18 protein-coding genes and 1 pseudogene are annotated in these 17,897 nt (G+C 66.2%); 12 read left to right on the top strand and 7 right to left on the bottom strand.

Annotated features, from left to right (window positions below):
- Positions 1–103 precede the first annotated feature (103 nt).
- The 9 genes from crcB (at position 104) to J0I42_RS19015 (ending at position 8,491) form a co-directional block, all read left to right on the top strand.
- Complete coding sequence (gene crcB / locus J0I42_RS19055) at positions 104–487, top strand: fluoride efflux transporter CrcB (protein WP_291657145.1); 384 nt, start codon at positions 104–106, stop codon at positions 485–487.
- Entirely contained in the window at positions 484–1,737 is a 1,254-nt protein-coding gene (locus tag J0I42_RS19050; protein WP_291657106.1) for an RluA family pseudouridine synthase, read from the top strand. Before crcB ends, J0I42_RS19050 begins: the two co-directional genes overlap by 4 nt.
- A gap of 104 nt (positions 1,738–1,841) precedes the next feature.
- Positions 1,842–2,342, top strand: a complete 501-nt coding sequence (locus J0I42_RS19045) for a hypothetical protein (protein WP_291657104.1) — start codon at positions 1,842–1,844, stop codon at positions 2,340–2,342.
- Positions 2,343–2,416: 74 nt separating this feature from the next.
- A complete protein-coding gene (locus tag J0I42_RS19040; protein WP_291657102.1) occupies positions 2,417–3,094 on the top strand; it encodes an HAD-IA family hydrolase in 678 nt (225 codons plus the stop codon).
- A gap of 378 nt (positions 3,095–3,472) precedes the next feature.
- On the top strand, positions 3,473–3,925 hold the full coding sequence (locus J0I42_RS19035) for a hypothetical protein (RefSeq protein ID WP_291657100.1): 453 nt from the start codon (positions 3,473–3,475) through the stop codon (positions 3,923–3,925).
- A gap of 254 nt (positions 3,926–4,179) precedes the next feature.
- A complete protein-coding gene (locus J0I42_RS19030; protein ID WP_291657098.1) occupies positions 4,180–6,180 on the top strand; it encodes an acetyl-CoA carboxylase biotin carboxylase subunit in 2,001 nt (666 codons plus the stop codon).
- 48 nt (positions 6,181–6,228) lie between these two features.
- Complete coding sequence (locus J0I42_RS19025) at positions 6,229–6,849, top strand: glutathione S-transferase family protein (RefSeq protein ID WP_291657096.1); 621 nt, start codon at positions 6,229–6,231, stop codon at positions 6,847–6,849.
- 50 nt (positions 6,850–6,899) lie between these two features.
- Positions 6,900–7,406: a lysozyme inhibitor LprI family protein gene (locus J0I42_RS19020; RefSeq protein WP_291657094.1), complete on the top strand. Its 507-nt coding sequence runs from the start codon at positions 6,900–6,902 to the stop codon at positions 7,404–7,406.
- A gap of 296 nt (positions 7,407–7,702) precedes the next feature.
- Complete coding sequence (locus J0I42_RS19015; RefSeq protein WP_291657093.1) at positions 7,703–8,491, top strand: YdcF family protein; 789 nt, start codon at positions 7,703–7,705, stop codon at positions 8,489–8,491.
- A gap of 1 nt (position 8,492) precedes the next feature.
- Here J0I42_RS19015 and J0I42_RS19010 read toward each other — a convergent pair whose 3' ends face one another.
- A complete protein-coding gene (locus J0I42_RS19010) occupies positions 8,493–8,762 on the bottom strand; it encodes a DUF3253 domain-containing protein (protein ID WP_291657090.1) in 270 nt (89 codons plus the stop codon).
- Entirely contained in the window at positions 8,759–9,451 is a 693-nt protein-coding gene (locus J0I42_RS19005; RefSeq protein WP_291657088.1) for a DUF599 domain-containing protein, read from the bottom strand. The genes J0I42_RS19010 and J0I42_RS19005 overlap by 4 nt, the downstream gene beginning before the upstream one ends.
- Positions 9,452–9,586: 135 nt before the next feature.
- Here J0I42_RS19005 and J0I42_RS19000 point away from each other — a divergent pair, with 135 nt between their 5' ends.
- The 3 genes from J0I42_RS19000 (at position 9,587) to J0I42_RS18990 (ending at position 12,302) form a co-directional block, all read left to right on the top strand.
- On the top strand, positions 9,587–10,000 hold the full coding sequence (locus J0I42_RS19000; protein ID WP_291657086.1) for a rhodanese-like domain-containing protein: 414 nt from the start codon (positions 9,587–9,589) through the stop codon (positions 9,998–10,000).
- Positions 10,001–10,010: 10 nt separating this feature from the next.
- Positions 10,011–10,184, top strand: coding sequence for a hypothetical protein (locus tag J0I42_RS18995; RefSeq protein ID WP_291657084.1), 174 nt, complete (start codon positions 10,011–10,013; stop codon positions 10,182–10,184).
- Positions 10,185–10,508: 324 nt separating this feature from the next.
- Positions 10,509–12,302 carry an ABC transporter ATP-binding protein gene (locus tag J0I42_RS18990; protein ID WP_291657082.1) on the top strand — a complete coding sequence of 598 codons (1,794 nt, stop codon included), beginning with the start codon at positions 10,509–10,511 and terminating at the stop codon, positions 12,300–12,302.
- Positions 12,303–12,361: 59 nt separating this feature from the next.
- On the opposite strand, the gene J0I42_RS18985 is transcribed toward J0I42_RS18990, so the two are convergent.
- From J0I42_RS18985 to J0I42_RS18965, 5 genes and pseudogenes are all read right to left on the bottom strand, one after another.
- A complete protein-coding gene (locus J0I42_RS18985; protein ID WP_291657080.1) occupies positions 12,362–12,880 on the bottom strand; it encodes a gamma-glutamylcyclotransferase family protein in 519 nt (172 codons plus the stop codon).
- A 14-nt stretch (positions 12,881–12,894) separates the two neighbouring features.
- On the bottom strand, positions 12,895–14,067 hold the full coding sequence (locus J0I42_RS18980; RefSeq protein ID WP_291657078.1) for an isovaleryl-CoA dehydrogenase: 1,173 nt from the start codon (positions 14,065–14,067) through the stop codon (positions 12,895–12,897).
- 116 nt (positions 14,068–14,183) lie between these two features.
- Positions 14,184–15,176 (bottom strand): CorA family divalent cation transporter, encoded by a 993-nt coding sequence (locus J0I42_RS18975; RefSeq protein ID WP_291657077.1) that lies wholly within the window; start codon positions 15,174–15,176, stop codon positions 14,184–14,186.
- Positions 15,177–15,303: 127 nt separating this feature from the next.
- Complete coding sequence (locus J0I42_RS18970; RefSeq protein ID WP_291657075.1) at positions 15,304–16,272, bottom strand: glycoside hydrolase family 25 protein; 969 nt, start codon at positions 16,270–16,272, stop codon at positions 15,304–15,306.
- A 332-nt stretch (positions 16,273–16,604) separates the two neighbouring features.
- Positions 16,605–17,378: pseudogene (locus J0I42_RS18965) on the bottom strand (glycoside hydrolase family 25 protein); the annotation flags it as partial.
- Positions 17,379–17,897 lie beyond the last annotated feature (519 nt).

The raw sequence follows: 17,897 nt of genomic DNA, 5'->3' as shown, positions 1-17,897 counted from the left end.
GCTGGTCTGTCCTGATGCCGGGCTTCCTGTCCGGCTGCAGCGAGCCGTGCAATTGCGGCGGATTTCGTTTGTGCAAGGCGCCAGTGCACTCTATTCCACAGCGATGATCTCCACCGCTTTTGTTTTTGTAGGCGCCGGCATCGGCGGCGCCCTGCGCCACGGCATCAATATGGTGTCGCCGCGCTGGTTGGGCATGAGCTTCCCCTATGGGACCATGGCCATCAACATCATCGGCTCGGCCCTGATGGGGCTGGTCGCCGGCTGGTTCGCCTTCCGCGCGGGCGAGGGCGTGCCACAGGGCCTGCGCCTCTTCCTGGCGACGGGCATTCTCGGTGGGTTCACCACTTTTTCGGCCTTCTCGCTCGACGCCGTCCTGCTCTGGGAGCGGGGCGAGACGATGCTGGCGGCCACCTATGTGATCGGCTCGGTCGTGCTGTCGCTGGCGGCGCTGGTCGGTGGCCTCGCAATGATGCGGAGCATGTCATGAAGACGGGCGGCAAAGGCCCCGGCGGCAAGGGCGCCGGAAACAAGGGCTCTGGCGGCCCCTCGCGCGGCGGCAAGCCGCCATCCGCTGGCGCTCCGCGCGGCAAGCGGCCGAGCCACGATGCCCGGCGTCGTGCCGCGGCGCGTCCGGCCGGCGGCGAGGAGCGTGTGCAGCGCCCTGCCCGCCCACGTCCGGCGGAAGAGGCTCCCAAGCCGACCCGCGCGCAGGTGAAGGCCGAGACGGCGCAGGTGCTCTCGACAGGCGTGCAGCAGCTCGTGGTGACGCCGGACGAGAACGAGATGCGGATCGACCGCTTCCTCGAGGCGCGCTTCCCGCAGCTCTCCTTCAGCCATATCCAGCGCATCGTCCGGAAGGGCGAGTTGCGCGTCGACGGCAAGCGCGCCGACAGCAAGGACCGGCTCACCGAGGGGCAGACCGTGCGTATCCCACCGCTCCGGCTGGAGGAGCAGGCCGAGCGGCCGCGCTCGGCCAAGGCCGATGCGGACACGGTCGGCTTCCTGCGCTCGATCACGCTCTATGAGGACGACGACGTCCTGGTCCTCAACAAGCCGGCGGGCTTGGCCGTGCAGGGTGGTTCCGGCACGACGCGCCATGTGGACCAGATGCTGGAGGCCCTGACGGCCAAGGACGGGCAGAAGCCGCGCCTCGTCCACCGGCTCGACAAGGATACGGCCGGCTGCCTCGTCATCGCAAAGTCGCGCTTTGCGGCGGCGACGCTGGCCAAGACCTTCCGCTCGCGGTCGGCCCGCAAGGTCTACTGGGCGCTGGTCGTCGGCGTGCCGCGCGTGCGCCAGGGCCGGATCTCGACCTATCTCGCCCGCGAGGAGGCTTATGACGGCGACCAGCGCATGGCCGTCGCCAAGCATGGCGAGGACGGCGCGATGCATGCCGTGACCTATTACGCCGTGGTCGAGACCGCGGCGCAGAAGCTCGCCTGGCTCTCGCTGAAGCCGGTGACGGGCCGTACGCATCAGTTGCGCGCCCATACCACTCATATCGGCCACCCGATCATCGGCGATCCCAAATATTTCAACATCCAGAACTGGGAGCTGCCCGGCGGCATCCAGAACAAGCTGCACCTGCTGGCGCGGCGGATCGTGCTGCCCCATCCGCGCGGCAAGGGCACGATCGACGTCAGCGCGCCGCTGCCGCCGCATATGCGCCAGAGCTGGAACCTGCTCGGCTTCGACGACGCGCCCTACGACCCGATCGTCGAAGCGCCGGACGAGTGACGCGGCTCTCGCCTCTCCTTTGGAGGTGACGAAACGTAAGAGAACAGTTGCGGAACAAAACGCTTTCTGTTCTAATTATGTTCTTGTCACCGGAGGGGCTGACCATGCGTTCTTTTGTGATCGTTGCCGCTTTCGTTCTCGGCTTTGGCGGGGCCGCCCAGGCACAGAATGCCACGCCGGCAAAAACGCCTGCCCAAACAGTCGGGGCGGCGTCGGCGGATGAGCCGATCCCGCGGGCGGAGCGGGCGAAAGCCCGGCAGGACTGCGTTTCCGAGAATATCGCACTTGCGGGTGACGACTTGCGCGCCGCGATGCGCATCTGCATGCAGGGCAAGTTTCCGGGCGTGCAGCTCTATGCCCGGGACGGCCTCACGCGTGACGGCAAGCCGACGGCGGCTGCGGCGCGGGCGGCCTGCAAGGAAGAGGCCGACGGGCGCAAGCTGCAGGGCTCGGAACGGATCGCGGCGTTGACTGCCTGCTTCAACGGCAAGCGCCCGGACCTCGCCCAGCGCTCGGAATGCCGCAAGGAGGCGCGCGCCAAGGGGCTCGACGGTGCGGATCTGCGCAAGGCGGTCGATACCTGCGCCCGCGAGGCCAGGAGTTGAGACGTCTGCGAGCGGGATGATGCCATGCCGGGGTTGCAGTGGATCGCCGGGGCGATCCGGGCTAGATCGCCGGTATGGACCTCATCATCTTCGATCTCGACGGCACCCTGATCAATTCCGAGGCGATCATCCTCGAAGCGCAGTATGAGACCTTCAGGCGCTGCGGCCGGGTTCATCCGGGGCGCGAGGCCGGTCTCGGCATTGTCGGGCTGACTCTGGATGTCGCGATGGCGCAGCTCGCCGGACTCGCCGAGCCCGACGATATGCTGACCGAGACCTATCGCCAGGTCTTCGGTACGATGCGACTGCGGGCCGAGAGCGATCCCTCGCTGGACGAGCCCCTCTTCGCCGGCGTCGCCGAGACGTTGGCCGAGTTGAGGCGCCATACCGGGCTGAAGCTCGGCATCGCTACCGGCAAGTCGCGCAAGGGCGCCGAGTTCATCGTTGCACGGCATGGCTGGCAGGGCTTGTTCGACACGGTGCAGTCGGCGGACGATGCGCCGTCGAAGCCGCATCCCGGCATGATCCAGCGGGCGATGGTGGAGACCGGAGCGGCGCCGGAACGCACGGCGATGGTCGGCGACAGCTCCTTCGATATCGAGATGGCAGTGGCTGCCGGAGCGGTGCCCGTCGCCGTATCCTGGGGTTTCCAGCCAGTCGAGAAGCTCGTCTCGCTGGGCGCCAGGCATGTCCTGCGTGAATTCCCGGAGCTGCCGGCGGCGCTCGGATTGCCCAAGGCCGTGACAGCATAGAGCTGTTTATAGCCGACCGCATTGTTTCGCGGCGTAGCCTTCGTCACTCCGGAACGCGCCAACGGTGCGAGTTCGAAGCCACGACTGGGTGAAGCATTCGGTGTTCGGCTGCGAACGGGAGACCCGGTCGTGGGCTGCGGGTTCTTCGCGACGCGAAGCCCCGGAATGACAAAGGCCGTTCTGGCCGGACGCTATCGATCGCCCGACTGCGCCTGCGCCCAGCGCAGTAACATCCTCGCAACCAAGACGACTCAGTTCCGTTTAACCTGAATATCCGTTCAGATTTGCGCGTTAACCACCTGATGCCGAGGCGGGGTGCATGGTGTTCCCACAGCAGGGACGTACCGGCACAAAACAACGCCGGACAGGGGTTCGAGCATGATGGATCATGAGCTTTGTGAATTCGTCGATCGCGTGATGGATCGTCGTGCGATCGACGAAGAAGACGTCAAGATGCTTCAGCGCAACATCTTGAATGATATCGTCATCACGCGGGATATCGTCGATGTTCTGGTCGCGCTCGATCGCGCCGTGCAGCAAAGCTGCAAAGCATATGCGGATTACCTTGTCGCGCTGGTCGTCGATTTCGCCGTCTGGGAGAACCGCCCGACCGGCGTGATCGACCGCGACAAGGCGCATTGGCTGGTCACGACGCTTTCGGCCGGCGAGGGGCCGACCGCGACCGCCCAACGCATCGCCAACGAGATCGCCCGCGAAGCCGAGCATTGCGACGAGACCTTGCTGGCCTTCGCCTTTGCCAAGGGCGCTGCGAAGGACGTGGTCCGGGGCGGTGTCGGCGCTGCCCCCCGCGTCGTCCTGCTCGCCAGCTGAGCCCAGAGCCATTCTCGGGTTTGATCCGAGAATATCAGGCCGGAAGAGGGAGCCCCTTCCTGCGAGACATGTCCGGGTCAGGCCCGGGCATGACGGCGTTAGGCAGCGCTCCCGCCAACGACGCGGCACCCGGACCTGTGCATCCTTGCACAACGGCTTGGCCGATAGCCGACTTTCGCATCGGTGGACGGCAGTTGCGGCATCCCATAGACCCCGGCTATTGCAGTCTGGTCTGAAGCCGGGAGTGGCCGCGCATGTTCTCGAAGATCCTGATCGCGAACCGCGGCGAGATCGCCTGCCGTGTCATCAAGACGGCGCGGCGCATGGGTATCAAGACAGTTGCCGTCTATTCCGATGCGGATCGCGACGCGCTGCATGTCGAGATGGCTGACGAGGCCGTGCATATCGGCGCAGCCCCCGCCGCCCAGTCCTATCTCCTGATCGACAAGATCATCGATGCCTGCAAGCAGACGGGCGCGCAGGCCGTGCATCCCGGCTACGGCTTCCTGTCCGAGCGCGAGGCCTTCGCCCAGGCGCTCAAGGATAACGGCATCGTCTTCATCGGCCCCAATCCCGGCGCGATCGCCGCGATGGGCGACAAGATCGAATCGAAGAAAGCTGCGGCGGCGGCCAAGGTTTCGACCGTTCCCGGCTTCCTCGGCATCATCGAGAGCCCCGAGCATGCGGTGACCATCGCCGACGAGATCGGCTATCCCGTGATGATCAAGGCCTCGGCCGGCGGCGGCGGCAAGGGCATGCGCATCGCCCATTCTTCGGCTGAAGTGGCTGAAGGCTTCGCCCGTGCCAAGTCGGAAGCGGCGTCCTCCTTCGGTGACGATCGCGTCTTCGTCGAGAAATTCATCGTCGATCCCCGCCATATCGAGATTCAGGTTCTCGGCGACAAGCACGGCAACGTCATCTATCTCGGCGAGCGCGAATGCTCGATCCAGCGCCGCAACCAGAAGGTTCTGGAGGAGGCGCCGTCGCCGCTGCTTGATGAAGCGACCCGCAAGAAAATGGGCGAGCAGGCCGTCGCGCTGGCCAAGGCCGTGAACTACGACTCGGCCGGTACGGTCGAGTTCGTCGCCGGGCAGGACAAGTCGTTCTATTTCCTCGAGATGAACACGCGTCTGCAGGTCGAGCATCCGGTGACGGAGATGATCACCGGCATCGATCTCGTCGAGCAGATGATCCGTGTCGCCTATGGCGAGAAGCTCGCGATTTCGCAGGCTGACGTGAAGCTCGAGGGCTGGGCGGTGGAATCCCGCGTCTATGCCGAGGACCCGACGCGCAACTTCCTGCCTTCGACCGGCCGGCTCGTGACCTATCGCCCACCGAGCGAGGGGCCGGATGGCGAGGCGATGGTACGCAACGATACCGGCGTGTTCGAGGGCGGCGAGATCTCGATCTATTACGACCCGATGATCGCCAAGCTCGTCACCCATGCGCCGACGCGCGAGGCGGCGATCAAGGCGCAGGCGCGCGCGCTCGATGCCTTCGCCATCGACGGAATCCGCCACAACATCCCCTTCGTCGCGGCGGTGATGCAGCATCCGCGCTGGATCGCCGGCAATCTCTCGACCGGATTCATCGCTGAGGAGTTCCCGGAAGGCTTTTCGCTGCCGGTGCCGCAGGGTGAAACCGCGCAGCGCATGGCGGCGATCGCGATCGCCTGTGACCACCGCATGAACCAGCGCAAGCGCCATGTCTCCGCGCAGATGGAGGGCTGGCGCAAGGTTGCCTTCGATCGCCTGCGCATCGTGCAGCTCGGAGCGGAGCGCTTCGACGGCGAGGTGACGGAGCAGGGCGGCGCGGTCATCATCGCCTTCCCGGGCCGCAGCGTCAGCGTCGTCAGCGACTGGGTGCCGGGCGAGCCGGTCTGGCACGGGACGCTTGACGGGGTGAAGGTCGCGGCGCAGGTGCGCCCGATCCTGAACGGCGTCGCGCTCGGCCATGCCGGGGCCTATGCCAATGCCCATGTCTATACGCAGCGTGAGGCGGAGCTCGCCGCGCTGATGCCGGAGAAGGTCGCGGCCGATACCGGCAAGTTCCTGCTCTGTCCGATGCCGGGTCTGGTCAAGGCGATCTCGGTTGCTGTGGGCCAGGAGGTCAAGGCCGGCGAGCCGCTCGCCATGGTCGAGGCGATGAAGATGGAAAACGTGCTGCGCGCCGAGAAGGACGTCACCATCGCCAAGATCCTGGCGAAGGAGGGCGACTCACTCGCCGTCGACGCGGTGATCATGGAATTCGCCTGAGGATATCGCCCGGTCATCTGGCGGGGCGAAGCGATTGAGGAATCTGACATGCTGACGATCTGGGGACGGTTGAGCTCGATCAACGTCCAGAAGGTGGTCTGGGCCGCGGGCGAAGCCGGGCAGGCCTTCGAGCGGATCGATGTCGGCGGGCCGTTCGGAGGGCTCGATACGCCCGAGTTCGCGGCGATGAATCCGAACCGGCAGATTCCGGTGCTGCGCGACGGGGAACTCGTCCTCTGGGAGTCGAGCAGCATCCTGCGCTATCTCGCCGCCCGCTATGCCTCGGGCGTGCTCTGGGAGGAGGACCCGGCCCGGCGCGTGCTGGCCGATCGCTGGATCGACTGGATGCAGTCGGAGTTGCAGCCCGCACTGGCGCCGGTGCTCTGGGGCGTGGTGCGCAAGGTGCCGGCCTTCACCGATCCGAAGGCGATCGCTGATGGGATCGGCCGGGCCGAGACGCTGATGACGATCCTCGAGGCGCAGTTGGCGGATCGCCCCTTCCTGGCCGGCGAGCGCTTCGGCATGGCGGATATCGCGGTGGGGTGCGGCGTGCATCGCTGGCTCAACATGCCGGTGGAGCGGATCGCGCGGCCGCGTGCCGAGCGATGGTATGAAACGCTCTTCGCCCGGTCGGCGGCGCAGGCGGCGCTGCCGTTGCCGATCACGTGAGGTCGCAACGACACTCTTGATCGATGCGCTGCCGCTGGCATGATGGCGGTATGAGCGCTTTTCGGACGATCCTGCTCCTGTGCAGCCTCGCTGCGACCGCGCCGGCGGTTGCACAGACCTCGCCGACGCTGCGGACCGATCTCGCGGCGCTCTCCGGCTGCCTGCGCGATGCGGGTGCCTCGCAATCGGCCTGTATCGGCGCAGTCGCGGTGGCATGCGTGCGTGCGGCCAGCAACGATCCGCGCAGCGCCGAGGCGGCCTGTGCCCGGCGCGAGGAAGCGGCGTGGCGAGAGCGCCTGACCCTTGCTCTGCAGGTTGCGGGCCGAGGGCTCGATGCCGGCCAGCGCAGCAGGCTCGCAGCCCTGCAGCTCGCCTGGGAAAGCTATGTCACGCAGAAATGCGCCTTCTACGGCGCAACTCAGCGCGAGGCTCTGCAGGCGGGGCGGCAGGCAGGCTGCGAGTTGCGCGAGGTCGCCGGGCGGGCGATCGAGCTTGCGAAGGCCCTGCCGCGGGCCGGCGGACGGCGCCCGCAATCGCCGCCGCAGATCATCCGCTGAACCGAGTTCGCCTTGCCGCCCTGATCACAAGAGACTGTCTGCGAGTTAGTCCGTGACTCGAGAGGGAAGTCCGGGGTCGACATGCCCGGGCCATCCCGGATTTCCGCGGCACTTCATCCGGGACCCCGCACCATTCTCAGGGGGAGGTGCTTCTTGCCGTCATTGCGAGGAAGCGTGCCAAGCCCTCGGGATGAAGGCCTGGAAGCTTTTAAGCGGCCGTGCCGATTTCTGCTTTCAGAAAGCCGTCAGCATTTGCGGTTAGGACTGGATCGATCTGTCCTCCATCCGGGTCCTCGATGTTCTTCATTCTGTCCAAGGTCGTCTGGTTCGTCCTGTCGCCCGTCAATTTCGCCATCCTGCTAGCGGGCCTCGCGGGGCTGCTCGCCTTCACACGCTTTGCCCGGCCGGCGCGCTGGATTGGACTGATCGCGCTCACCGCGCTTGGGCTGATGGCGTTCAGCCCGTTGCCGCGCGCCGTGTTGCGGCCGTTGGAGGATCGTTTCCCGCAGCAGGATGCTCGCAAGACGCCGGTCACCGGGATCGTCGTGCTCGGCGGCGCGATCGGGATGGCGCGCGGCGATGTCGCGATGAATTCTTCGGCGGCGCGCATGACCAAGGCGGTCGAACTGGCGCGGCTGCATCCGCAGGCGAAGGTCGTCTTCACCGGCGGGGCCGCCAACCTGATCTCGGAAGCGACCGTGACCGAAGCGGACGGCGCAAAGCTGTTGTTCGAAGGGCTCGGGCTCGACCCCGCCCGGCTTATCCTGGAGGACAAGTCGCGCAATACGCGCGAGAACGCCGCCTTCACCCGCAGGCTCGTCGACCCCAAACCCGGCGAGCGCTGGCTTCTGGTCACCTCGGCCTGGCACATGCCGCGCTCGATGGGCGTGTTCCGCAAGGCGGGGTTCGTGGTCGAGGCCTTTCCGGTCGATTTCTGGTCGAGCGGTGAGCCGGGCGACTTCATTCGGCCTTACAGCCGCGCGCCGCGCGCGCTCGAAATTGCCGATAACGGGTTCAAGGAATGGGTCGGCCTGGTTGCGTACCGGCTTGCCGGCTATACGGATGAGCTCTTCCCGGCACCGTGAATCAGGGCGCCGGCGCCAGCAGCACTAGCCGATAGACCCCGCGAAAGTCGTCGGGATCGACCGGGCGGCCTTTGCGGGTGATGACGAGCCGGCCTTCTTTCATCAGCTTCACGGCGGCCCGGCGCACCGGCTGCATCAACGGCCCCCAGCCGTCGGGATGGTCACCGCCGAGGCGGCGGGCGACATCCATCGGCGAGATCGTCAGACCCGCGCCGCGCTGGGCGAGCAGGTCGAGGATCGCGCGCTCTATGGCCTCGGGTTCGATGCTCATGGCTGGCTCGGATATCTGAAGACGCGGGAGGCATCGGAGGCGAACTGGCGGCGATACATCGCGACCAGCACCGCGCCGGTGAAGCCGATGAAGGTGACCGGGCCGAGGAACCAGCCGAGATAGGCCAGCGCGAAAAAGAAGGCGCGCTGACCACGGTTGAAATGACGGCCGGCGGCGATGTTCATCTCGGTCGTCTCGTGGACGGCGTGGGCCATCGCCTTCTCGTCCTTGCTGTCGAAGGGCGGCAGGGCTCCGAGCAGGATGACGCAGTAGTTGAACAGCCGGTAGGCCCAGGCGAACTTGAAGAATGCGTAGCCGAAGACGCCGGCAAGGCCGATCACCTTCATCTCCCAGACCGAGCGCAGCGTCATCGGCACGAAGGGGAGGTCGCTGAAGATCGCCACGACGCGCTCGGTCGAGTTCAGCAGGGTGAGCGTGCCGCCGATCGCGATCAGCGAGGTGGAGGCGAAGAATGCGGTGCCGTTCTGAAGTCCGCCCATGACCTGCGTGTCGACGATCCTCACCTCACGGCCAGCCGCCTCGCGGATCCAGCGGGCGCGGCGCAGGTTCATCCGCATGTTCAGCGTCCCGGCGGCATGCGGGCCGAGCTCGACGGCATAGTGATAGCCGACCCAGGAGATGGCGAAGAACGCGAACGCGATGATGTCCAGATTGCTGAAACCGAGCATGCTGCCGCTCTGCCATTTCGGGAGCCTGAGAGGCAAGCAGCTTGTCGCGAAGCCATACGAGCCACAAGCCGGATGGCATTGACGCTGTGGCGGCGAGCCGCCACGGTGCGCCCGGAATCGGGGAGGGCGACAGCCATGCCGCAGACCATCACCAAGGGCTACAAGGCGCTGGTCGCCGAAGCCGAAAGCCTGATCGAGACGCTCACGGTCGAGCAGGCGCGGGCGCTGCACGGCCATGAGGACGTCGTCTTCGTCGACCTGCGCGATCCGCGCGAGCTTGAGCGGGAAGGGCGAATGCCCGGCGCCTTCCATTGCCCGCGCGGCATGCTGGAATTCTGGATCGATCCGGAAAGTCCCTATGCCAAGCCGGTTTTCCAGCAGGACAAGCGCTTCGTCTTCTTCTGCGGCGGCGGCTGGCGCTCCGCACTGGCCGCGCAGGTCGCGCAGGAGATGGGGCTGAAGCCCGTCGCGCATGTTGCCGGCGGATTCGGCGCCTGGAAGAAGGCCGCGGCGCCGGTTGATACGGCTCCCGCGGACAAGAAGGGCTGAGACTTAGATCTTGTCCCACTATGTCATCGTTCTGCTGGTCGCAGCTTTCGTCTTCCGCAAGCCGCTGGGGCGGCTGCTCGCGCGGCGCTGGCCCAACCACGCCAAGCGCCAGCAGGTGCTGGGCACGATCATCGCCGCCTTCCTGCTGGTGATTGCGGCGCGGCTCGTGGCGCTGTTCTGGTAAGCCGGCGCACGACCCTGCCTTGAACTGGGCGAAGACGGCTCGCGCAGTCCTTTCATGAAAGGCAGGCTTGCGCGCTGCCCAACAATCAGGCATCTTTCTTCGCCTAGGCTCCAACTCAAGAAAGGGAGGGCTGAATGAAATTCATCAACACCGCAGCCACTCCCAAGCGACCAATCCGGCACTAGGCCGGTCTCGCACGAGGCCCGCCTCCGGGCGGTCTCCTGAGCCTTTTTCAAACCCTTTTATTTCTTTGCCGAAGCCGGCGCGCGTCGTCGTCTTCGCCTGATTTCGGAGTCGGCAGCCGTCCTGGCGCCGAATGACGCTATGTCTCACGATACTCAAACCGGGCGGCGGGAGCCGTTCCGGGCCGTTCTCGGCTTCACGTTCCGCCATTGGGCCCGTCAGCCGGGGCAGGTCGCCTGGGTGGCCGGTGTCACCGTCGCCGCCACGCTCGCCGAGCTGTTCACCCCGGTCTATGCCGGCCGTCTCGTCGACGCGGTATCGAGCGGCGCGGGTGGCACCGAAGCGGCGCTCTGGGCGCTCGGCGCGATGATGGTGCTCGCAGCGATCATGGTGCTCGGGCGGCATTTCGCCTTTGTCGGCCTGACAATCATGACGTTGCGGACAATGAGCGACGTTTCGCAGGAGGCTTTCGCACGCCTGCAGCGCTTCTCGACCGACTGGCATGCGAACAATTTCGCGGGCTCGACGGTGCGCAAGATCACGCGCGGCATGTGGGCGCTCGACCTGCTGACCGACACGATCCTGATCGCGCTGCTGCCTTCGCTGGTCATCCTGCTCGGCATGACGGCGGTGCTGGCCTGGCACTGGCCGGCGATGGGGCTCGTCGTGGCGCTTGGCGCGCTCGCCTATATCGGGCTGACGCTGGTGCTCTCGCTTCGCTTCGTCGCACCGGCTGCGCGGCTCGGCAATGCCTGGGACACGCGGCTCGGCGGCGCGCTGGCCGACGCGATAACCTGCAATCCGGTGGTGAAGGCCTATGGCGGCGAGGCGCGCGAGGATCTGCGGCTGGCGACGGTCGTCTCCAAGTGGAGCCTCCGCACACGGCGCGCCTGGCTGCGCGGCACCTGGTCAGGCACCGGCCAGAATATCGTGCTGCTCTTCCTGCGCGCGGCGGTGATCGGCCTGGTGATCTGGCTCTGGGCGAACGGGCAGGCCTCGCCCGGCGACGTCGCCTTCGTGCTGACGGCCTATGCGGTGGTGCATGGCTATCTGCGCGACGTAGGCCAGCACGTCCACAACCTGCAGCGCTCGGTCAACGACATGGAGGAGCTCGTCTGGATGCACGACCTTCCCTATGGCGTGCCGGACCGGAAGGGTGCGGTAGACATGGGCGTGACCGCGGGCGAGATCGCCTTCGAGGACGTGACCTTCCATTACGGAGGTCATCACGATCCGCTCTACCGCGATTTCTCGCTGACCATCCGTGGCGGCGAGAAGGTCGGCCTCGTCGGCCGCTCGGGTTCCGGCAAGACGACCTTCGTCAAGCTGGTGCAGCGGCTCTACGACGTGACCTCGGGCCGCATCGCGATCGACGGGCAGGATATCGCCGATGTCACGCAGGCGTCCCTGCGCCAGCAGATCGCGATCGTGCAGCAGGAGCCGGTGCTGTTCCACCGCTCGCTGGCGGAGAACATCGCCTATGGCCGGCCGGGCGCGAGCCTGGCGCAGGTCGAGCAGGCGGCGAAGCTCGCCAACGCGCATGACTTCATCATGCGCCTGCCCAAGGGCTACGCCACGCTCGTCGGCGAGCGCGGCATCAAGCTCTCGGGCGGCGAGCGCCAGCGTGTCGCGCTGGCCCGCGCCTTCCTGGCCGATGCGCCGATCCTGATCCTGGACGAGGCGACTTCGAGCCTCGATTCGGAATCGGAAGCGCTGATCCAGCAGGCGATCGAGCGCCTTATGGAAGGCCGCACCACGATCGTGATCGCGCACCGTCTCTCGACGGTCAGGGCGATGGACCGCATCCTGGTCTTCGATCGCGGCCGGGTGATCGAGGAGGGCCCGCACGAGGCCCTGCTGACCCGGCAGGACGGCGCCTATCGCGCGCTGTTCGAGAAGCAGGTCAGCGAGCTGGCCAAGGGGCTGGCGGCTTAAGCGCCGCCAGCTTCCCCCAATAAAGAAAGGGCCGCGCGAGCGGCCCTTGCCATTTGGGGCTATTTCGGCGCCAGCGCCCTTGGCCGCACGCCCTTCACCGGGCCGGGCGGCAGTGGCGCGCTCGCATCCTGATTCAAGCTCTTCAGATCGGGATTCGGCTTGGTCAGAAAGCGATTCAAGCCGGCGATGTAAGTCTCTGGCAGGCCGAAATGTTTCGCTCCGGCGATGACCGTTTCCATATAGCCCGGTCGCGGCCGTCCCGGGTCGGCGGAGCGGCCGATATAGATCAGTGCGCGCTTGGCCCCGCCCGGCACGATCACCGGTTGGCTGATCTTCACATAAAGCCCGCTGGCGAGTTCCTCGAATTTGTCGAGGACACGCATGTCGCTGAGCGAGCAGTCCCAGAGCACGCCATGGACCTCCTCGCGGGGGTCGCGGATCACCGAGGCATAGCCGTCGCGGGTGACGATGAAGCGGTGGCGCGGCAAGCGGGCGGGGCCGAGCGGCTGCGCCTTCGGGGAGCGCTCCGCCATCCCGACCGGATCCATGTTGAGGCCATAGGCGAAGTAGAGGGGCATGAGGCCCTCTAGCCTCACTTCGTCTTGTTGAACAGCTCCCGGCCGATCAGCATGCGCCGGATCTCGCTGGTGCCGGCGCCGATCTCGTAGAGCTTGGCGTCGCGCAGCAGGCGGCCGGTCGGGTAGTCGTTGATATAGCCGTTGCCGCCCAAAAGCTGGATGGCATCGAGCGCGACCTGCGTCGCCTTCTCGGCCGCGATCAGGATTGCGCCGGCCGCGTCCTCGCGGGTGGTTTCGCCGCGGTCGCAGGCCTTGGCGACGGCGTAGACATAAGCACGGCAGGAATTCATCGCGACATACATATCGGCGACCTTGCCCTGGACGAGCTGGAACTCGCCGATCGACTGGCCGAACTGCTTGCGCTCATGGACATAGGGCATGACCACGTCGAGCGCCGCCTGCATGATGCCGAGCGGGCCGGCCGCCAGCACGACGCGCTCGTAGTCGAGGCCGGACATCAGCACATTGACGCCGCGCCCGACCGTGCCGAGCACGTTTTCCTCCGGCACCTCGCAATCCTGGAAGACGAGCTCGCAGGTGTCGGAGCCGCGCATGCCGAGCTTGTCGAGCTTCTGGTGGGTCGAAAAACCCTTCATGCCCTTCTCGATCAGGAAGGCGGTGATGCCGCGCGGACCGACTTCGGGGTCGGTCTTGGCGTAGACGACGAGCGTCTCGGCGATCGGGCCGTTGGTGATCCACATCTTGTTGCCGTTGAGGACGTAGCGGTCACCCTTCTTGTCGGCTCGTGTGCGCATCGAAACGACGTCCGAGCCCGAGCCCGGCTCGGACATGGCGAGCGCGCCGACATGCTCTCCGGAGATCAGTTTCGGCAGGTATTTCCGCTTCTGGGCCTCGTTGCCGTTGCGGCTGATCTGGTTGACGCAGAGATTCGAATGGGCGCCGTAGGACAGGCCGACCGAGGCCGAGGCCCGACTGACCTCCTCGACCGCGATGCAATGTTCGAGATAGCCGAGACCCGTACCGCCATACTCTTCCGCGACCGTCATGCCGTGCAGGCCGAGCGCACCCATCTCCGGCCAGAGGTCGCGCGGGAACTGGTTGGTCCTGTCGATCTCCTCGGCGCGCGGGGCGATCTTCTCCTGCGCGAAGGCATGGACGGTGTCGCGGATCGCATCGGCAGTCTCGCCGAGATCGAAATTGAACGGGCGCGGCGCGTTGGCGAGCATGGGAACCTCTCGATTCTGACGGCTTCCGTCGTCGAACCGCGCTTATAGCGCGAAAAGGAGGCGAGACAGACTGTGCAAAAATTGGCCGGCGCGGCTGGGCGGTATGCTTTGCCGCCTCAGTCGCCGATCACGCCGCGGCGGCGCAGCAGGATCATCGTCAGCGTGGCGGCGAAGATGCAGGCCAGCGCGACATAGAAGGCGCCGGCCTCCGATTCGATCCAGGGCAGGCCCTTCACATTGATGCCGAACAGGCCGGTGATGAAGGTTGCGGGCAGGAAAAGTGCTGTCAGCAGCGAGAGCACATAGAGCTGCCGGTTGGTGCGGCTGGCCGAGCGGGCGGCGATCTCGTCCTGCAGCAGCCTTGCCCTGTCCTGCACTGACTGGACGTCGTGATGCAGGCCGTCGACGCGCTGGAGCAATCGGGTCGCCGCGGCCTTGACGGCATCCGGCGCGCTGCGGCCGGACTGGGTCTCGGCGAAGCGACGGAACAGGACATGCAGGCCACTGAGCTGGCGATGCAGCCTGACTGCCGTGCGCCGGACCGCGCCGACGCGCTGCGGTCCGTCATGCAGGCGGTCGAGCAGGATATGGTCCTCGACGCTGTCGGTCTCGTCGACGAGGCGCACGACGGCATCGGTGACGTCGTCGATGATGTATTCGATGATCTGCTCGAAGAGCCCGGCCGGGCTGGAAGCCGGCTCGCCGCGATCGAGCGCTTCGGCCGTCATGCGGATCGAGTGCAGCGCCTCACGCCGGCCGGTCAGCAGGAACTTCTCGCCAATGATCCAGCGCAGCGCGCCGACATCCTCGGACTTGTCGGCGATGTCGCGGATCAGATCGTGCGAGACGCCCCAGGCGAGACTGGCGGAATGGTCGAGCCGCTGGTGTGGCTCATGCGAGAGAAAGGCTTCCTGCGTCGTGTCCGGCAGATCCTGCTCGGCGATCCAGCTTTGGGCGCGGGTGTGGACGAGATCGAGATGGAGCCAGACGAAGCCCTCGGCAGGAACGAGATCCGGTATCTCGTCGCGCGGCACGCGGCTGGGTGCTCCGTCCTCGTCGAAGCGATAGGCCCAGATGATGCCGGATTGGGACTGGAGATCGCTGAGCATGCCGGATGTTCGCAATCGCTGCGGACCAGTCCGGCAGCGCGTTGTCTAAGGGCGCTGCGGATGTGACGACGGCATGACAGCCGGCAAAAGGTGGCGTCGCGACTCCTCCGGGTTATATTGGGGGCTCTCAGTCCCTTGCGATCGAGCCCGTCACGTCGGCACGGCGGTTATCGGCCGTGCGCGCGTTCGGGATGCGGCCGGGCGGGGCAAATTTCAGCCTGGTGCCGCCGGCTTCCCTGGGCGCACGCAAGCCTGCCGGAGTGGGCGGCGGCGTTCGTGCCGCGACCTTGGGCTCGCTGCCATGCCATTTGCGCGAACCGATGTCGAAGCGGCCCTGGCGCCAGGCGTCGAATTCACGCTCGCTGCCGAAGAAGGCATTGCGGTCGACATCGCCGGTGATGCCCGGAACGCGGCCGGTGGTGGTGAACTGCCAAAACTCCCAGCGGTCGCGCTCGTAGCGCTTCGCCAGCGGCGCAGCCGTCGAACGCAGCCAGAAGGGGTGATCGTTGAGCTCGCCTTCGAGCACGTCCTCGTGGAAATTGATGTCGGTATAGATGATCGGCTTCTTGCCGGTGTGTTCGCGCAGGCCCTTCAGCATCTCCGCGATCTTGGCGAGCGCCAGCTCCTTCGAGATCCTGCGGGTGCATTGCGAACCGTTCTGCCATTCAACGTCGAGCACCGGCGGCAGCGCGTCGGGATCGCGCGGGATGTGCTTCTTGAACCAGCGCACCTGCTCCTTGGCCGAGCGGCACCACCAGACGAAATGATAGGCGCCGCGCGCGACGCCGTGCTTCTTCGCCTCGGCCCAGTTGCGCTTGAAATTCGGGTCGAGATGGTCGCCGCCCTCGGTCGCCTTGATGAAGGCGAAGCGCGTGCCCGCGCCCTTGACCTTCTGCCAGTCGATCTCTCCCTGCCAGCGGGAGACGTCGATGCCCTGGATGACCTTGCGCCGTGCGTCGCGCACGCCGTGATGCGGAGCGCTGTCACCCTTCTTCGGGTAGAGCGCCTGCGCCGGCTCGACGAGACCTAACATCAGAGCCGCGAAGGCGAGGGCTTTCAGCCCGATCCGTCCGCTGGTCAGCTTGCGCGCTGGCATGTGTTTCTCCCGCATCACAGGTCCAGATGCCGGGAGCGTGGTTAAACGCCGGTTAGAATTGCGACGCAGTCGAACAATGAATTTCAGCCTTGGTTAACCGGCGCGATTCGACCGCCCGCTCAGTCGAGGACGACGGGCTCGAGCTGATTGTCCATGGCCCGCATGGTCGAGGCGACGGCCGGCACGCTGCCGGGGATGCGCGCGACGGGCACGTCGCTTGGCTCCTGCGGCTCGGCGGGGACAGACGGTGCGGAGGGGGGAGGCAGCGGCGTTTGCTGGACCGGCGTAGGCTGTGCGGGCCCCTCGCGACGATCCCAACGGCGCGTGCCGATATCGTATTCGCCGCGTAGCCAGCCGGCGAACTGGCTCTCGCTGCCGAAGAAGGCGTTGCGGTCGACGTCGCCCTTGATGCCGGGCACGCGGCCTGTGGTGGTGAACTGCCAGAAAGCCCAGGGGCGGTTGCTGTAGCGCGCTTCCGGCAGGGCTGCGGTCGAGCGAATCCAGTAGGGGTAGTTGTTGAACTGCCCCTCCAGCACCTCGCGATGGAAGGTGATATCGGTATAGATCACCGGTTTCTTGCCGGTGAGCTGCTCGAGCTCGGTCAGCATGAGCGCGATCTTCTCGCGAGCGAGCTCGCGATCGATCTTCTGCGGGCAGGTCCGCGAATGGCCGTTCCACTCGACGTCGAGCACCGGCGGCAGCGCATCGGGATCGTTCGGGATCTGCTGCTTGAACCAGACCGCCTGCTCATGGGCCGGGCGGCACCAGAAGACGAAATGATAGGCGCCGCGCGGGATGCCGGCGCGGCGCGCGCCTTCCCAGTTGCGCCGGAAGGTCGGGTCGACATGGTCGCCGCCCTCCGTCGCCTTCATGTAGACGAAACGGGTGCCGGCCGCCTTGACGGCGCTCCAGTCGATCTCGCCCTGCCAGCGCGAGATGTCGATGCCATGGATCGGGTAGTTATGCGCCGCCGCGACGCCGGGATGTGGCCGGGCATCGCCTTTCGACGGGTAGCTGTCGAGCGCCACGCAGCCGCCGAGCACCGCGAAAGCGGCGGCAGCCAGAAGGGGCAGGGCACGGAAACGGGGCATGCGGCGGGCGTTCATATCGCGGAGAATTGCGGAGAATGCTTGACGGCCGGTTTACGTTACCAAAGTTGCACGGCCTGTCAGCCCGATTGGTGACGGGAGTGTTCCGGCGCTTGGCGGGGGGACGAAACGCTGTTGCGGCAATACGTGAGGATTCGGGTGCAAGCGTCTGGCAATGCCCGGAAACGCGAAAGGCGACCCGAAGGTCGCCTTTCGCTGGACATTGTCCGAATTTGGTGCGGTCGAGAGGACTCGAACCTCCACGGGTCTCCCCGCTACCACCTCAAGGCAAAAATCTCATGGAGATCGTGCTCGCGCGATGGCTGGATTGGCGCCAAATCCCTTCCCGAAACTCATATGATTTCAACTGTATACGGAAGCTAACTCGCTTGCCGAATCGAGGCAAGGGTAGTGAGCGCTTTCGAGTCCGGGACATCGTTGGCGCCAGTGAGTGGGACCAGAGTGGGACCGGGATTACCTGTGCTCGTACCCATTCTTCCGACCGGGCAGAGTCTTGTCCGGTGGACGGGGAAAGGT

This window comes from Allobosea sp. (assembly GCF_017308015.1).
Lineage (GTDB): Bacteria > Pseudomonadota > Alphaproteobacteria > Rhizobiales > Beijerinckiaceae > Allobosea.
This window is presented reverse-complemented; position numbering and strand designations above follow the sequence as displayed.

What these genes read in the sequence shown, in the direction of transcription:
- J0I42_RS19005 (WP_291657088.1), bottom strand. Translation starts at nt 9,451, where the DNA reads ATGCTCGGTTTCAGCAATCTGGACATCATCGCGTTCGCGTTCTTCGCC.
- J0I42_RS19010 (WP_291657090.1), bottom strand. Translation starts at nt 8,762, where the DNA reads ATGAGCATCGAACCCGAGGCCATAGAGCGCGCGATCCTCGACCTGCTC.
- J0I42_RS19035 (WP_291657100.1), top strand. Translation starts at nt 3,473, where the DNA reads ATGATGGATCATGAGCTTTGTGAATTCGTCGATCGCGTGATGGATCGT.
- J0I42_RS19030 (WP_291657098.1), top strand. Translation starts at nt 4,180, where the DNA reads ATGTTCTCGAAGATCCTGATCGCGAACCGCGGCGAGATCGCCTGCCGT.
- J0I42_RS19050 (WP_291657106.1), top strand. Translation starts at nt 484, where the DNA reads ATGAAGACGGGCGGCAAAGGCCCCGGCGGCAAGGGCGCCGGAAACAAG.
- J0I42_RS18975 (WP_291657077.1), bottom strand. Translation starts at nt 15,176, where the DNA reads ATGCTCAGCGATCTCCAGTCCCAATCCGGCATCATCTGGGCCTATCGC.
- crcB (WP_291657145.1), top strand. Translation starts at nt 104, where the DNA reads ATGATCTCCACCGCTTTTGTTTTTGTAGGCGCCGGCATCGGCGGCGCC.
- J0I42_RS18990 (WP_291657082.1), top strand. Translation starts at nt 10,509, where the DNA reads ATGTCTCACGATACTCAAACCGGGCGGCGGGAGCCGTTCCGGGCCGTT.
- J0I42_RS19045 (WP_291657104.1), top strand. Translation starts at nt 1,842, where the DNA reads ATGCGTTCTTTTGTGATCGTTGCCGCTTTCGTTCTCGGCTTTGGCGGG.
- J0I42_RS18980 (WP_291657078.1), bottom strand. Translation starts at nt 14,067, where the DNA reads ATGCTCGCCAACGCGCCGCGCCCGTTCAATTTCGATCTCGGCGAGACT.
- J0I42_RS18970 (WP_291657075.1), bottom strand. Translation starts at nt 16,272, where the DNA reads ATGCCAGCGCGCAAGCTGACCAGCGGACGGATCGGGCTGAAAGCCCTC.
- J0I42_RS19025 (WP_291657096.1), top strand. Translation starts at nt 6,229, where the DNA reads ATGCTGACGATCTGGGGACGGTTGAGCTCGATCAACGTCCAGAAGGTG.
- J0I42_RS19015 (WP_291657093.1), top strand. Translation starts at nt 7,703, where the DNA reads ATGTTCTTCATTCTGTCCAAGGTCGTCTGGTTCGTCCTGTCGCCCGTC.
- J0I42_RS18985 (WP_291657080.1), bottom strand. Translation starts at nt 12,880, where the DNA reads ATGCCCCTCTACTTCGCCTATGGCCTCAACATGGATCCGGTCGGGATG.
- J0I42_RS19020 (WP_291657094.1), top strand. Translation starts at nt 6,900, where the DNA reads ATGAGCGCTTTTCGGACGATCCTGCTCCTGTGCAGCCTCGCTGCGACC.
- J0I42_RS19040 (WP_291657102.1), top strand. Translation starts at nt 2,417, where the DNA reads ATGGACCTCATCATCTTCGATCTCGACGGCACCCTGATCAATTCCGAG.
- J0I42_RS19000 (WP_291657086.1), top strand. Translation starts at nt 9,587, where the DNA reads ATGCCGCAGACCATCACCAAGGGCTACAAGGCGCTGGTCGCCGAAGCC.